General features: G+C 62.6%; 13 protein-coding genes and 2 tRNA genes. 10 read left to right on the top strand and 5 right to left on the bottom strand.

Going from position 1 to position 13629, the window contains the following annotated elements:
- Positions 1-85: 85 nt before the first annotated feature.
- On the top strand, positions 86-259 hold the full coding sequence (locus ACEWPM_RS07510; RefSeq protein WP_393961041.1) for a hypothetical protein: 174 nt from the start codon (positions 86-88) through the stop codon (positions 257-259).
- 126 nt (positions 260-385) lie between these two features.
- On the opposite strand, the gene ACEWPM_RS07505 is transcribed toward ACEWPM_RS07510, so the two are convergent.
- Positions 386-461, bottom strand: a tRNA-Lys gene (locus ACEWPM_RS07505).
- Positions 462-580: 119 nt separating this feature from the next.
- Between ACEWPM_RS07505 and dapF the strand changes: the two genes are divergently transcribed.
- The 4 genes from dapF to ACEWPM_RS07485 all read left to right on the top strand — a co-directional run bounded on the left by dapF (position 581) and on the right by ACEWPM_RS07485 (position 4028).
- Entirely contained in the window at positions 581-1402 is an 822-nt protein-coding gene (gene dapF / locus ACEWPM_RS07500; RefSeq protein ID WP_393961040.1) for a diaminopimelate epimerase, read from the top strand.
- On the top strand, positions 1399-2649 hold the full coding sequence (mtaB, locus tag ACEWPM_RS07495; RefSeq protein WP_393961039.1) for a tRNA (N(6)-L-threonylcarbamoyladenosine(37)-C(2))-methylthiotransferase MtaB: 1251 nt from the start codon (positions 1399-1401) through the stop codon (positions 2647-2649). The genes dapF and mtaB overlap by 4 nt, the downstream gene beginning before the upstream one ends.
- Position 2650: 1 nt before the next feature.
- On the top strand, positions 2651-3262 hold the full coding sequence (locus ACEWPM_RS07490) for an FMN-binding negative transcriptional regulator (RefSeq protein WP_393961038.1): 612 nt from the start codon (positions 2651-2653) through the stop codon (positions 3260-3262).
- A gap of 163 nt (positions 3263-3425) precedes the next feature.
- On the top strand, positions 3426-4028 hold the full coding sequence (locus ACEWPM_RS07485) for a glutathione S-transferase (protein ID WP_393961037.1): 603 nt from the start codon (positions 3426-3428) through the stop codon (positions 4026-4028).
- Between the two features lie 62 nt (positions 4029-4090).
- Here ACEWPM_RS07485 and ACEWPM_RS07480 read toward each other — a convergent pair whose 3' ends face one another.
- Entirely contained in the window at positions 4091-4786 is a 696-nt protein-coding gene (locus ACEWPM_RS07480; protein WP_393961036.1) for an outer membrane protein, read from the bottom strand.
- A 225-nt stretch (positions 4787-5011) separates the two neighbouring features.
- On the opposite strand from ACEWPM_RS07480, the gene petA reads away from it, so the two are divergent.
- Genes petA through ACEWPM_RS07465 form a run of 3 tightly spaced genes read left to right on the top strand, consistent with a single transcriptional unit; the run spans position 5012 to position 7824 of the window.
- Positions 5012-5596: a ubiquinol-cytochrome c reductase iron-sulfur subunit gene (petA, locus tag ACEWPM_RS07475; protein WP_393961035.1), complete on the top strand. Its 585-nt coding sequence runs from the start codon at positions 5012-5014 to the stop codon at positions 5594-5596.
- Between the two features lie 12 nt (positions 5597-5608).
- Complete coding sequence (gene petB, locus ACEWPM_RS07470) at positions 5609-6952, top strand: cytochrome b (protein ID WP_393961034.1); 1344 nt, start codon at positions 5609-5611, stop codon at positions 6950-6952.
- A 20-nt stretch (positions 6953-6972) separates the two neighbouring features.
- Positions 6973-7824 (top strand): cytochrome c1, encoded by an 852-nt coding sequence (locus tag ACEWPM_RS07465; RefSeq protein WP_393961033.1) that lies wholly within the window; start codon positions 6973-6975, stop codon positions 7822-7824.
- A gap of 211 nt (positions 7825-8035) precedes the next feature.
- On the opposite strand, the gene ACEWPM_RS07460 is transcribed toward ACEWPM_RS07465, so the two are convergent.
- On the bottom strand, positions 8036-9061 hold the full coding sequence (locus ACEWPM_RS07460) for a LacI family DNA-binding transcriptional regulator (protein ID WP_393961032.1): 1026 nt from the start codon (positions 9059-9061) through the stop codon (positions 8036-8038).
- 121 nt (positions 9062-9182) lie between these two features.
- On the opposite strand from ACEWPM_RS07460, the gene ACEWPM_RS07455 reads away from it, so the two are divergent.
- Positions 9183-9259 (top strand) — tRNA-Arg (locus tag ACEWPM_RS07455).
- 58 nt (positions 9260-9317) lie between these two features.
- Here the strand turns inward: ACEWPM_RS07455 and ACEWPM_RS07450 are convergent.
- Positions 9318-10163, bottom strand: coding sequence for an EamA family transporter (locus ACEWPM_RS07450; protein ID WP_393961031.1), 846 nt, complete (start codon positions 10161-10163; stop codon positions 9318-9320).
- A 42-nt stretch (positions 10164-10205) separates the two neighbouring features.
- Positions 10206-11744, bottom strand: a complete 1539-nt coding sequence (locus ACEWPM_RS07445; RefSeq protein WP_393961030.1) for a trimethylamine methyltransferase family protein — start codon at positions 11742-11744, stop codon at positions 10206-10208.
- A 346-nt stretch (positions 11745-12090) separates the two neighbouring features.
- Here ACEWPM_RS07445 and cysS point away from each other — a divergent pair, with 346 nt between their 5' ends.
- Positions 12091-13461, top strand: a complete 1371-nt coding sequence (gene cysS / locus ACEWPM_RS07440; protein ID WP_393961029.1) for a cysteine--tRNA ligase — start codon at positions 12091-12093, stop codon at positions 13459-13461.
- Positions 13462-13629 lie beyond the last annotated feature (168 nt).

Genomic DNA, 13629 nt, shown 5'->3' with positions numbered 1-13629 from the left:
CCGTCGGGAATCCGGGCTTGCTTGACGAGGCGCCGCCGCGTAGCTGATTGGCAAGGCAGCCAAGCTCGAAAAACAGCTTACTGACGTGAGCCGAATCCTCATCGGCCATCTATGGCGGTCATTCGTCCAAGGTTTCGGCAATGGCGATGCGGCCCTCGCGCTGGATCTTGTCATCCTTGCGGGCTTCCTTGTCGGTGACATTGGCGACGCGGACGTGGAGATTTTGGATTTCCCCGCAAAAGTAGCAAGCACCAACTAAGGGACCGGCAGGTGCTCTATGCCGCGACTTGCTGAGCCGCGGTGCTTGTGTATAGCTTCCGGCAATCAATGGAACTCATGATCAGCCTCAGCGCCGACATGTAATTCACTGCTTAACGCTGAAAAATGGTGAGCCCTGCAGGATTCGAACCTGCGACCCACTGATTAAAAGTCAGTTGCTCTACCAACTGAGCTAAGGGCCCACTGCGGGGGTATCTAAAAAGAGCGTGGCCGGCGGTCAACCCCAATTCCGACGACAAAGCCGCGCAATCTCTGGATTCATTTCCGGCGGGGGTCTATATGCCGCCGCATGGACACGCGCATGCATACCGGTTTGCCCTTCATGAAGATGCACGGGCTGGGCAACGACTTTGTCGTCGTCGATGCGCGTGCGCAGGATATCAGCATGACGGCGTCCCTGGCGATGGCCATTGCGGACCGCCATTGCGGCATCGGATTCGATCAGCTGGCAGTGATTGGCCCGGGCGCGGGCGATGCCCGGCTGACCTTCTGGAACGCCGATGGCAGCATGGCGGGCGCTTGCGGAAACGCCACGCGCTGCATCGCGCGCTACCTTATGGACGAGACCGGCAAGGATGCGCTGCACCTGACGACCGAGCGCGGCGATTTGCACGCGCGCGATGCGGGGGGCGGCATGACCTCGGTCAACATGGGCGCGCCGCAGCTGGACTGGCAAGAGATCCCGCTGGCCGAGGAGATGGACACAGCGGAGCTGCCGATCGAAGGCAGCCCCGTGGCGACCGGCATGGGCAATCCGCATTGCACATTCTTCGTGGCCGATGCAGGGGCCATCCCGCTGGAGCAGTTCGGCCCGCGGTACGAGCATCATCCGCTTTTCCCGCAGCGCACCAATGTTCAGGTAGCCACGGTGATCGGCCCCGACCACATCCGCATGCGCGTCTGGGAGCGGGGGGCTGGCCTGACGCTCGCCTCGGGCTCCTCCTCCTGCGCTGTTGCGGTGGCTGCTGCGCGGCGGGGTCTGACCGGGCGCAGTGTGCGCATCGAGCTGGATGGTGGCACGTTGGATATCGACTGGCGCGACGATGGCGTCTGGATGACCGGCCCGACGATGCATGTCGCCAGCGGCACGCTGACGCGCCAGTTTCTCGAGAGCGTCCGATGACCGCGCCGATCTTCTCCAACCACGGCTGCCGCCTCAACGCCTACGAGACCGAGGCGATGAAGGAGCTCGCCGCCGAGGCGGGTCTCGAGGGTGCCGTGGTCGTCAACACCTGCGCAGTGACCAGCGAAGCGGTGCGCAAGGCGCGGCAGGACATCCGGCGTCTGCGCCGTGACAACCCGGATGCGCGCATCATCGTCACCGGCTGCGCCGCGCAGACCGAGCCTGCCACGTTTTCGGCCATGCCCGAGGTCGATGCCGTCATTGGGAATACCGAAAAAATGCAGGCGAGCACCTGGGCGGGCCTCGCCGGCGATTTCGGGACCGAGCCGGTGCAGGTCGATGACATCATGTCCGTCACCGAAACTGCCGGCCATCTGATCGACGGGTTCGGCACGCGCAGCCGAGCTTACGTTCAGGTCCAGAACGGCTGCGATCATCGCTGCACCTTCTGCATCATTCCCTATGGCCGTGGCAATTCGCGCAGCGTGCCCGCCGGTGTCGTCGTCGATCAGATCAAGCGGCTGGTGCAGCGCGGCTATAACGAGGTCGTTCTGACCGGCGTCGATCTGACTTCCTGGGGTGCCGATCTGCCAAGCGCGCCGCGTCTGGGCGATCTGGTGATGCGCATCCTGAAACTGGTGCCGGACCTGCCGCGCCTGCGCATCTCCTCGATCGATTCGATCGAGGTGGATGAGAACCTCATGCAGGCCATCGCGACCGAGCCGCGCCTGATGCCGCATCTGCATCTGAGCCTGCAGCATGGCGATGACCTGATTCTCAAGCGGATGAAGCGGCGGCATTTGCGCGACGATGCGATCCGCTTCGCCGAAGAGGCGCGCCGCCTGCGCCCCGACATGACCTTTGGCGCCGATATCATCGCTGGCTTCCCGACCGAGACCGAGGCGCATTTCGAAAACTCCTTGGCACTTGTGCGCGAATGCGACCTTACATGGCTGCATGTCTTTCCCTATTCGCCGCGGCCCGGCACCCCCGCCGCGCGGATGCCGCAGGTTGATGGGCGCGCGATCAAGGAGCGCGCGGCGCGGCTACGCGCGGCAGGCGACGCGCAGGTCGCGCGGCACCTCGCGGCGCAGGTGGGCCGCGATCATGCGGTGTTGATGGAGAACCCGCATATGGGCCGGACCGAGCAATTCACCGAAGTGACGTTCCATGCCCCCCGCCCCGAGGGCCAGATCGTGCCCGCGCAGATCACCGGAGCGCGCGGCACGCAGTTGATCGCAGCCTGAGATGCATCCCAATCCGGTCTTTCGCGGCGCGACAACAGGCTTCAACCTCGATTTCGCGCGCCAGCAGGGCTTTGGCATGCTGGCCGCTGCGTCGGATGGCGCTCCGCTGATCAGTCACATTCCCTTCGTGCTGAATGCGGCGGGCGACATTGCCGATTTTCACTTGGTGCGCTCGAACCCGATTGCCCGGCTGGGCGTCGCGCCTGCACGGCTCGCGGTGCAGGGTCCGCATAGCTATATCTCGCCCGATTGGTATGGTGCAAAGGATCAGGTGCCGACATGGAATTATGTCGCCGTGCACCTGGTGGGCGAGATCGAGCGGCGCCCGGATGACGAGCTGCGCGCGCTACTGGACCGTCAGTCCGAGACATATGAGGCACGGCTTGCCCCCAAGACCCCGTGGACGACGCAGAAGATGGGCGCGGGCGTGATGGAGCGGATGATGCGCCAGATCGCGCCATTCCGGATGCAGATTGCCGAGGTGCATGGCACCTGGAAGCTGGGCCAGAACAAGCCCGAGGCCACCCGCCTCAGCGCCGCCGACAACGTGGATGCCTATGGCATGGGGCAGGAGACCGGCCTGATCGCCGCCCTGATGCGCGGGGCAGTATAGGTAGCCTCAGGTGCGCGCCTAAAGCGTTTTGCGTTTAATCTTAGGCCCAGATTTGACGTAAAACGCGCGCAACATTTATGGGGCGTGGGCGTATTGCTTTCTTCCTGTTTCAGAAAAAAAGCAATACGCTTCAGGCTCCGGCAAAACGCCAGAGGAGCGCCCCATGAGATTGCTGACCGGTCCCACATCCCCCTTTGCCCGCAAGGTCACCGTGGTCCTGCACGAGCTGGACATGACCGACGAGGTCGAGATGCAGGTCGTCACGACGACCCCGATCAAGACCGATTCCGAGGTTGCCGCGGCCAACCCGCTGGGCAAGATCCCCGCACTGATCCGCAACGAGGGCAGCGCGCTCTATGACAGCCGGGTGATCTGCCGGTTCCTAAATGCCAAGGCGGGCGGCGCGCTCTATCCCGAGGCGCACCAGTGGGAGACTCTGACGCTGGAGGCGACGGGGGATGCCATCATGGATGCGGGCATCGCCATGATCTACGAGGTGCGGATGCGCCCCGAAGACAAGCAGTGGGACGGTTGGATCGATGCACAATGGGGCAAGATCGAGAAGGCGATTGATGCGCTTGAAAACCGCTGGATCAGCCATCTGACCGGGCCGCTCGACATGGGCGTGATCTCGGTCGCCTGCGCGCTCAGATATCTCGATTTTCGCCAGCCGGACCGCGAATGGCGCGGCGCCCACCCGCTGCTGGCGGCATGGCTGGCTAAGTTCGATCAGCGCCCGTCAATGCTGGCCACCCGGCCCGAATAACAAAAAGGCCCGAGACGCAGCGCGCCTCGGGTCTCTTTCCCTGATTTTGTATCGCCGCGCGATCAGAAGCTGTAGCTGATACCGATATTGACGGCATGGGTCACCAACTCGGTGCGCAGCTTGCCGTCAGGTTGGCCGATATCGCCGTCAATCGTGACGTCATTGTCCGACCAGGTGATCTGGTATTCGCCAAAAAGCGCCCAATCCTCGGTTAGTTCATATTTCATGCCCGCGATCCCGCGCAGGGCAAGGCCGGTCATCTCATAGTCATAGGTGCGGTTGGTCGCACCCGTGGCCAGGATATCGACATGCGGGATGGCCACACCGATGCCAGCGCCGCCATATGGCGTGAATTTGCTGCCGCCGAACGCGCCGGGAAAGCGCTTCATCACGTTGGCGGTGATGATGTTGTGCCCATCAGTAAATTCCAACCGGTCAAAGCCCATGACTGCCTTGTCGGCTGTGCCAGCATAGGCCTTGGTGTGGGTGCCTTCTATGCCGAACCCCAAGTTGCCGGGGGTCCACCACATCGCGCGGCCACCATAGTAGATCGGCGCATCAAAGGATTTGCCGTCCCAAGATACGTTGCGGTCGAACGTTCCTGCCCCGTTCGGCAAAAACCCCGACGCGTCGCTGTCGCTGGCGGTTTGCGTACCGAGGTAGAAGCTCAGCTCCAATTCGGCGGCGGCGGGACCGGCAATGGCCAGCGTGGCAATGGCGGCGGCGGACTTCAGGGCTTTGGGCATGAAATGGGGCATGTGCATGGGCGCTTTCACAATATGCGGCTGTCTGCGATTGTCTTACACCTCCCGCGCCCGCGCCTCAAGCGCGACACATCGGCACCCATCTCGAATGTGGCGCATTGCCCACTGGACGGGCTGGGAAAGCCTCGCTAAAACCCGAGGCGCAATGGTTGCAGGCATCCTGCGGCCTGAAACCCGTATGGGGCCCGATGGATGGCCCCTGAGATTGGAGTAAACCTCGTGTCCCACGCAGACGATCACGAAGGCACCCGGAGGGACTTCCTCTATTACGCGACTGCCGGTGCAGGCACCGTCGCGGCCGGTGCCGCCATTTGGCCGCTGGTCAATCAGATGAACCCCTCGGCCGATGTTCAGGCGCTCAGCTCAATCCGCGTCGATGTGGGCGGGATGGAGCCCGGCACGCAGCTCACTGTCAAGTTTCTGGGCAAGCCCGTGTTCATCCGTCGCCGCACCGAGGCCGAGATCGAGGCGGCCCGCGAGGTCTCCCTTGACGACCTGATCGATCCCACTTCGCAAAATCCCAACCTCGACGGCGTGCAGCCCGCGACCGACGCAAACCGCACGATCGCGATGCCGGGCGCCGAGGGCGATGCCGCCGAGGAATGGCTGGTCATGATCGGCGTCTGCACGCATCTTGGCTGCGTTCCTATCGGGGATGGCGCCGGTGATTTCGGCGGATGGTTCTGCCCCTGCCACGGCTCGCATTACGATACCGCCGGGCGGATCCGTAAAGGCCCTGCGCCCGAGAACCTGTGGATCCCGCTCGCCCGCTTCGACGACGAAACAACGATCATTCTGGGATAAGGACACGAATAGATGGCTGGTATTCCACACTATCACTATGAGCCGAACTCGCGGGGCGAGAAATGGCTGCACAAGCGCCTGCCCATCGTGGGCCTGCTCTATGACACCTTGATGATCCCGACCCCCAAGAACCTCAACTGGATGTGGATCTGGGGCATCGTGCTGACCTTCTGCCTCGCGCTGCAGATCATCACCGGCATCATTCTGGTGATGCATTACACGCCGCATGTCGATTACGCCTTCGCGTCGATCGAGCACATCATGCGTAACGTGAATGGCGGGCATTTCATCCGCTATCTGCATATGAACGGCGCTTCGCTCTTCTTTGTCGCGGTCTATGCACATATCTTCCGCGGTCTCTATTACGGCTCCTACAAGGCGCCGCGCGAAATCACCTGGATCATCGGCATGCTTATCTACCTGATGATGATGGGCACAGCCTTCATGGGTTACGTTCTGCCCTGGGGCCAGATGTCCTTCTGGGGCGCGACCGTGATTACCGGCCTCTTCGGCGCGATCCCGTTCATCGGCGAGCCGATCCAGACATGGCTGCTGGGCGGACCTGCCGTGGACAACGCCACGCTGAACCGGTTCTTCAGCCTGCACTACCTGCTGCCGTTCATTATCGCGGCGCTGGTGGCCGTGCATATCTGGGCTTTTCACACCACGGGCAACAACAACCCCACTGGTGTCGAAGTGCGCCGCACGTCCAAGGCAGAAGCTGAGAAGGACACCGTGCCGTTCTGGCCCTATTTCGTGATCAAGGATCTGTTCGCGCTCGCGATCATCCTGATCGTCTTCTTCGCCATTGTCGGCTTCATGCCCAACTACCTCGGTCACCCCGATAACTACATCGAGGCGAACGCGCTGGCGACGCCTGCGCATATCGTTCCCGAATGGTATTTCCTGCCCTTCTACGCCATCCTGCGCGCCTTCACCTCCGATGTCTGGGTCGTGATGGCAGCCAGCTGGATCACCGGCGGCATCGTCGACGCCAAGTTCTTTGGCGTGCTGGCAATGTTCGGCGCGATTGCGGTGATGGCTCTGGCGCCATGGCTGGACACATCCAGCGTGCGCTCGGGCCGATATCGTCCGATGTTCAAATGGTGGTTCGCGCTGCTGGTTCTCGACTTCTTTGTCCTCATGTGGGCGGGGGCCATGCCTGCCGAGGGCATCTATGGTGTCATTTCGCTGATCGCATCAGCCTACTGGTTTGCTTATTTCCTGGTCATCCTGCCTCTTCTTGGCGTGATCGAGAAGCCGCTACCACAGCCTGCAACGATCGAAGAAGACTTCAAGGCGCATTACGACGCCAAGACCGGTGGCACGCATACCATCGTCAATCCGGCCGAGTGAGGGGCAGAATGATGAACACAATGTTCCGTAAATTTGGCGCACCTGTTGCCGTGGCACTGTCGCTGTCCCTCACGGGCGGCGCGGCGCTGGCGGCGGGCGGCGAGGTCCATGTCGAGGATGTGGATTTCTCCTTTGAAGGACCTTTCGGCAGCTTTGACCCGTTGCAGCTTCAGCGCGGTCTCAAGGTGTATACCGAGGTCTGCTCGGCTTGCCATGGCCTGAAATATGTGCCGATCCGCACCCTGCATGACGAGGGTGGACCCCAGCTGCCAGAGGATCAGGTTCGCGCCTATGCATCGCAATACGAGGTGTTCGATGCCGAGTTGGACGATTTCCGCGAAGCGAAACCGTCGGATCACTTCCCTGAATCGGCGCTGGAAACGGCCCCCGACCTTTCGTTGATGGCCAAGAAGCGCGCCGGGTTCCACGGACCTTATGGCACCGGGGTCAACCAGTTCCTCAAGGGCATGGGCGGACCAGAGTACATTTATACGCTCCTGACCAGCTATCACGAGGTGCCGGACTGCGCGCCGGAGGATTTCCCGGGCAGCTATAACTCGGCTTTTGGTGCTGGCGGCTATCCCGAGGAGTGCAGGGACGACGAGGGGCACCCGACGGTTCCGGGCAGCTGGATCGCCATGGCGCAGCCTATCTACGAGGAGTCCGTGGAGTTTGACGACGGCCATCCGGCAACGCTCGAGAATCAGGCCAAGGACGTCGCTGCGTTCCTGACCTGGACGGCAGAGCCGAAGCTGATGGCCCGCAAGTTCGCGGGCCTGACGGGCGTCATCTTCCTGACCTTGCTCGCGGTGCTGCTCTATCTGACCAACAAGCGCATCTGGGCGCCGATCAAGCGCAAGATGAAAGACTGATCCGGTCCTTCCCGAACCATACAAAGAAAGCCCCGCTCGGCATCCCGAGCGGGGCTTTTTTTATTGCGCTCGGACTTTTCGGTTTCCGGTCGTGGATACTAAAGCGTTTCGCGAAAAACCTGAATCAACGATTTTCGCGAAACGCGTGCCACGCCTCACCGTCGCGCGCGTTTCGCCTTTATCTGATGTCTCAGGTTAAAGGCGAAACGCTTTAGGGTCGACGCAACGTATCGCCATAGCTGATCTTGGGCTCCAGCGCGATGCGCTGGGGTGACTGATCCGCATCGGGCTGGGCGCGGTCCGCAATGATCTGGGCGGCACGGCGGCCGATCTCATGCCGGCAGGCATCCATCGTCGCCAATTCGCGCGGCAGGCCCTTGAGCAGATTGAGTCCATTGAACCCGGCAAGACCGATCTTGCCGGGTATGTCATACCCCTGCTCCAGCAACCACAGAAGGCCGCCCGCGCCAATCATGTCGTTCGAGTAATAAAGGAAATCCAGCTCTGGGTCGCGCGCCATCATGGCCTGCGTCATCTCGCGACCTTTCAGCAGAGCCGAGCCGCCCGAGTAGAACTCCCGTTCGGCAATCTCGACGCCGGCCTTGCCCAGAACGTCAGTCAGACCCTCGAACCGTTTGCGCGCGCGATGATCGCGGGGCATGGTCGTGCCCATGAAGCCGATGCGCCGATAACCGCCCTTGAGGATCGCACGCCCCATCTGTTCGCCCGCGCGGCGATGCGAGATGCCAACGACGGAATCGACCGGCGTGCCATCCACATCCATGATCTCGACCACCGGAATGCCGGAGGCGCGCAGCATCGCGCGCGAAGCCTCGGAATGCTCAAGCCCTGCGATGATGACACCCGAAGGGCGCCAGGACAGCATCTCGTAGAGGACCTTTTCCTCTTTCTCGCGGGTGTAGTCGGTCAGGCCCATGACGGGCTGCAGCTCGGTTTCCTCCAGCACCTCATTGATGCCCATCATGACCTCGGGGAAAACCATATTGGACATGGAGGGGATGATGACGGCAACCAGGTTGACCCGGCTGGACGCCAAGGCACCAGCGATCTTGTTGGGCACGTATCCCAGCGCTTTCGCGCTTTCCAGAACGCGCTGCCGCGTGCTTTGTGACACATCGCCCCGATTGCGCAGGACCCGGCTGACCGTCATCTCGGACACGCCGGACGCCTCTGAAACATCGCGAAGTGTCAGCGGGCGGTTGGGTGACTTGGTCAACGTGGATTTCCTGTCCAATTTCAGCGACGTTACCGCAAGCACGCACACCTGATCAAGCGCCTTGCCTGCCGTATCTTTCCCCCATGACAACCGCGCCGCGCCGCGTTATTCAGGCCGCGCTGGCCCCGTGGCTCAACTGGATAGAGCAGCCCCCTCCTAAGGGGCAGGTTGCAGGTTCGAATCCTGCCGGGGTCGCCAAATCTGAATATATCGAATTGGTTCGACCGCGCACCAAGCCTTATCTATCCACCATTGATCAGCGCGCGATGCGCAGCAGAACGGCGCCGGCCAGCATCCCGGCGGTTGCCAGGACCTTGGCAAGATCCAGCCGCTCCTTGAGGAAAAACACGCCGATCAGCAGCGCGAAAATTACGCTTGTCTCGCGCAGCGCCGTGACCAACGCGATAGGCGCCTGCGTGAATGCCCACGTCACAACCGCGTAGGCCACGAACGACGCGCTGCCGCCCAAAAGCATGACCTTGCGGCCTGAACCTGCCATGCGCCGCAGCAGGCCGGGGTGGCGCGCCCTTAGATATAGCGCCATGATCAGCGCATTGACCAACGCGATCCAGGAAAAATACCCCAGCGACGTGCCCGCAATCCGCGCGCCATATCCATCGACCAGCGAATAGGCGGCAATGAACATCCCGGTGATGAGCGCCAGCACCGCCGCCCGCCCGTTGCGCAGCCCATCGGCGCGCCGTACGGCGGCCAAGCTGATGATCCCGAGCGCGATGATCGCGACAGCCATCAGTTCGGCGCCGCTCAGATGCACCCCCAGCGCCGTGACCGAGACCACTGCCACGATCAACGGCGCAGATCCGCGTGCAATGGGATAGACTTGGCTCAGATCGCCGGACTCGTAAGCGCGCATCAGAAATATCTGATACCCGATATGCAGCGCCAGACCGGCTGTCATCCACGGCAGCGCGGCGGCCTCGGGCAGCGGCGCGATGAAAACTGCGATCAGCGCAAAGGGTACATGGCCAATCACGACGCCGCCCATGGCCAGCCTTTTGTCCCGGCCGCCCTTGACCGCGGCGTTCCAGACAGCGTGCAGAAGCGCGGCGCCGATCACGGCGAGAAAGACGGTCAGGCTCATGCGTGGCTCCTTTTTCAGGAGGCCACGCTAGAGGGGTTGCGGTCAGGTGGGAAGGTGTATCCGATACGCCGCGCGGATCGCGGCATCGACATCAGGCGCGAACCGCGCGGCCGAGCGCTCGGCCAGGATCGCCTCCTTGCGGGCCGTCGCGGTGGCGTTCAGATCAGGACTGCCGACTTCGGCCCATTGTTTGGGACTCATTCGGTTGCCAGTCCTTGGATACTGGTAATCACTCTCCATCCGGGCCAGCGTCTGTGCGGTGCCAAGGTAATGGCCCGGCCCGCCGATGCAGACCTGCCGGATCTGCTCCAGCGCCAATGTCTCCTCATCCACCTCGATGCCGCGCACGCAGCGCTGCGCATGGCCGATGAGGTCATCGCCAAGGATCAGCGATTCAAGGCAGAAGCCCAGCAAGGATGCGTGCATCCCCGCGGCCTCATAGACCATGTTCAGCCCTGAAAGCCCCGCCATCACGTTCGAGCACATCTGCTCCCACCCGGCCTGCATGTCCGGCAGCTTGGCATCGGTGATGCCAGCCGCGGCGCCGCCTGGCAGATCGTAGAAGCGATGCATCTGCGCGCAGCCCGCCGTCAGCAGCGCCTGCTCGCCCGAGCCGCCCGTCATCGCGCCTGTGCGCAGATCGAGGCCGAAGGGCCAGGTGCCGAAGATCGCCGGATGGCCGGGCCTCACCGCGTTCACATAGACGAGGCCCGCCAGACACTCCGCCGTCGCCTGCACGATGGCGCCCGCGATGGTCGAGGGCGCGGTTGCGCCCGCCATCCCGGCGCTCAGCAGCAGCACGGGCATCCCGCCCATGATGCACTCCTCCATCACCTCGCAGGATTCGGTGGCGAATTTCATCGGCGGCACAACAAAGCAGTTCGAGTTCGACACGAAAGGCCGCGCGCGCCACGCCTCTTCGCTGCCCGCCATGAGGTGCAGCATCTCGATCCCCTTGCGTGCAAAGGCGCGCTCGGTGAAGGATACGCCCACATGCTTGGTCGTGCCCGCGCAGCAGGCGTAAAGCGTGTTGAGGTCCATCTCCATGTTGTCGGCGATGTCGCGGCAGACCATGGGGCGCTGCACGAAATGGATATTGTCCAGAACGTCGCAGATCCGCGCGGCATCATGCAGGTCCTGCACGGTGCATTCGCGGTAATTGCGCCCGTCCACATCCACCATATGCACGGCGGCACCCGCAGTGCCGTAATGCACGCGCGTGCCGCTCAGCTGCATGTCATGCACCGGATCGCGCCCCATCAGGGTCACGCTGCGATTGGCCCGAGCGATCGTATCCTCGATCAGCGCGCGGGGGAACCGGATGCGGCCATCGTCGCCCAGAATGGCGCCCGCGCCGGTCAGGTAGGCCACGCCGCTGGGTGGCGCATCGGCCAGCCCGATCTGTTCCAGCGCGTCGAGCGCGGTCTCGTGGATGCGCTGCACATCGGCCGGGCTGAGCGGGCTGTATCGCCCGCCTTCCATGCCGGGGCGAATGGCGCGCATTGCGTGAGGGACGGGGGCAGAGCGTACGGCGCGGCGCGCGGCGCGTCCACCTGTGCGGCGGGGGGCAATCTGGTTCATCTGGGAGGCCTCATGTGTGAGGGTGGGTCGGGATATGGGGATCAGTCGGAAGGTCAGAGACCTGCGGGCCTGCCGCGTGCGGCACGGCCACGCTCCGCACCGATGGTGCGCACAACGAGGGCGATCTTGCTGAGTGGCGACATGGCCATCTCTCCGCTGTTAATCACCCAATCCCTACATATGGGCGGCCTCCTGTCTGTCCTGATTGCGACCCATGTCGTTTTTGCACCATCAAGAGGTGCTGCGCCGTGCAAGCGCCGGACCCGCGCGCCCATCTGCGCTATTCCAAAGCGGGGCCGGACTTGCTAAGCCCGCACCACCCCGAGCCAACCCCGCGAGGCCCGCCATGACCGAGATCAAGCTGCACAACACCCGCACCCGGCGCAAAGAGACCTTTGTGCCGCTCGATGAGAAAAACGTGCGGATGTATGTCTGCGGGCCCACCGTCTATGACCGCGCCCATCTGGGCAACGCGCGCCCCGTGGTGGTGTTCGACGTGCTCTACCGCCTCTTGCGGCATGTCTATGGCCCGGATCATGTGACCTATGTGCGCAACTTCACCGACGTCGATGACAAGATCAACGCCCGCGCTGCCGAGAGCGGGCGCAAGATCGGCGACATCACCGAAGAGACGATCGAGTGGTTCTTGGGCGACATGGGTGCCCTTGGCGCATTGCAGCCGGATCAGATGCCCCGTGCCACGGAATTCATCCCGCAGATGGTGGCGATGATCGAGGATCTGATTGCCAAGGGCCACGCATATGAGGCCGAGGGCCATGTCCTCTTCGCCGTCGAAAGCTACGCCGAATACGGCGCTCTTTCAGGCCGCAGCATCGACGACATGATCGCCGGCGCCCGCGTCGAAGTGGCCCCCTACAAACGCAACCCGATGGATTTCGTCCTGTGGAAGCCGTCCTCGGGCGATCAGCCCGGCTGGGACAGCCCATGGGGCTACGGCCGCCCGGGCTGGCATATCGAATGCTCGGCCATGGCCTACGAGCTTCTGGGCGAGAGCTTCGACATTCACGGCGGCGGCAACGATCTGATGTTCCCGCACCACGAGAACGAAATCGCCCAAAGCTGCTGCGCCCACCCCGAGGGCGGCTTTGCGCAGGTCTGGATGCATAATGAGATGCTGCAGGTCGAGGGCAAGAAGATGTCTAAATCGTTGGGCAATTTCTTCACCGTGCGGGATCTGCTGGATCAGGGCGTGCCGGGCGAGGTGATCCGGTTTGTTTTTCTCAGCACGCATTATCGCAAGCCGATGGACTGGACGGCGGAGAAGGCGAAGGAGACCGAGACCACCTTGCGCAAATGGTATGCCCAAGCGGATCGCGCTCTGGACAACGCTGAGCCTTATAAAGCCGTCGTTACAGCGCTTGCAGACGACCTGAATACATCAAAGGCGATCAGTGAAATTCATCAGCTGTCCCGTGCTGATGACGTTCCAACTTTGCGTGCCAGCCTGAAGTTTCTCGGGCTGATGGCTGACACCACACCCGCTTGGGCAAACGTGCCGCCAGCCGACCTGTCCACTTGGGAGGCTCGACTTTCCGAAGCACGCTCCAAAGCCATGGCAACCAAGGATTTCGAACAGGTTGACTATATCAAGGCCGGTCTGGTGGCTGCAGGCGTCGAGGTCCAGATGCACAAGGACGGCGTTGAATTGACGCCTGGCGCCGATTTTGATCCTTCAAAGCTCGAGGCGTTGGAATGACAAAACGCTATCGTACCACGATCAACCATCCGCTTTCAGCGGTGCAGCGTCCGACGGCGGGAGGGCGCTCCAGCCATCCGAACGATGCACTTTATCGTGCAAAATCTTCGGACGGGCCCGCAGCGTCCAACCGTCGCAATAGCGCCCGCCCGGGACGCGATCGGGCGC

It is taken from the genome of Roseovarius maritimus, from assembly GCF_043355895.2.
In the GTDB taxonomy this organism is placed as follows: domain Bacteria; phylum Pseudomonadota; class Alphaproteobacteria; order Rhodobacterales; family Rhodobacteraceae; genus Roseovarius; species Roseovarius maritimus.
Note: the sequence above shows the minus strand (reverse complement) of the source record. Positions and strands in the feature narration are given on the sequence as shown.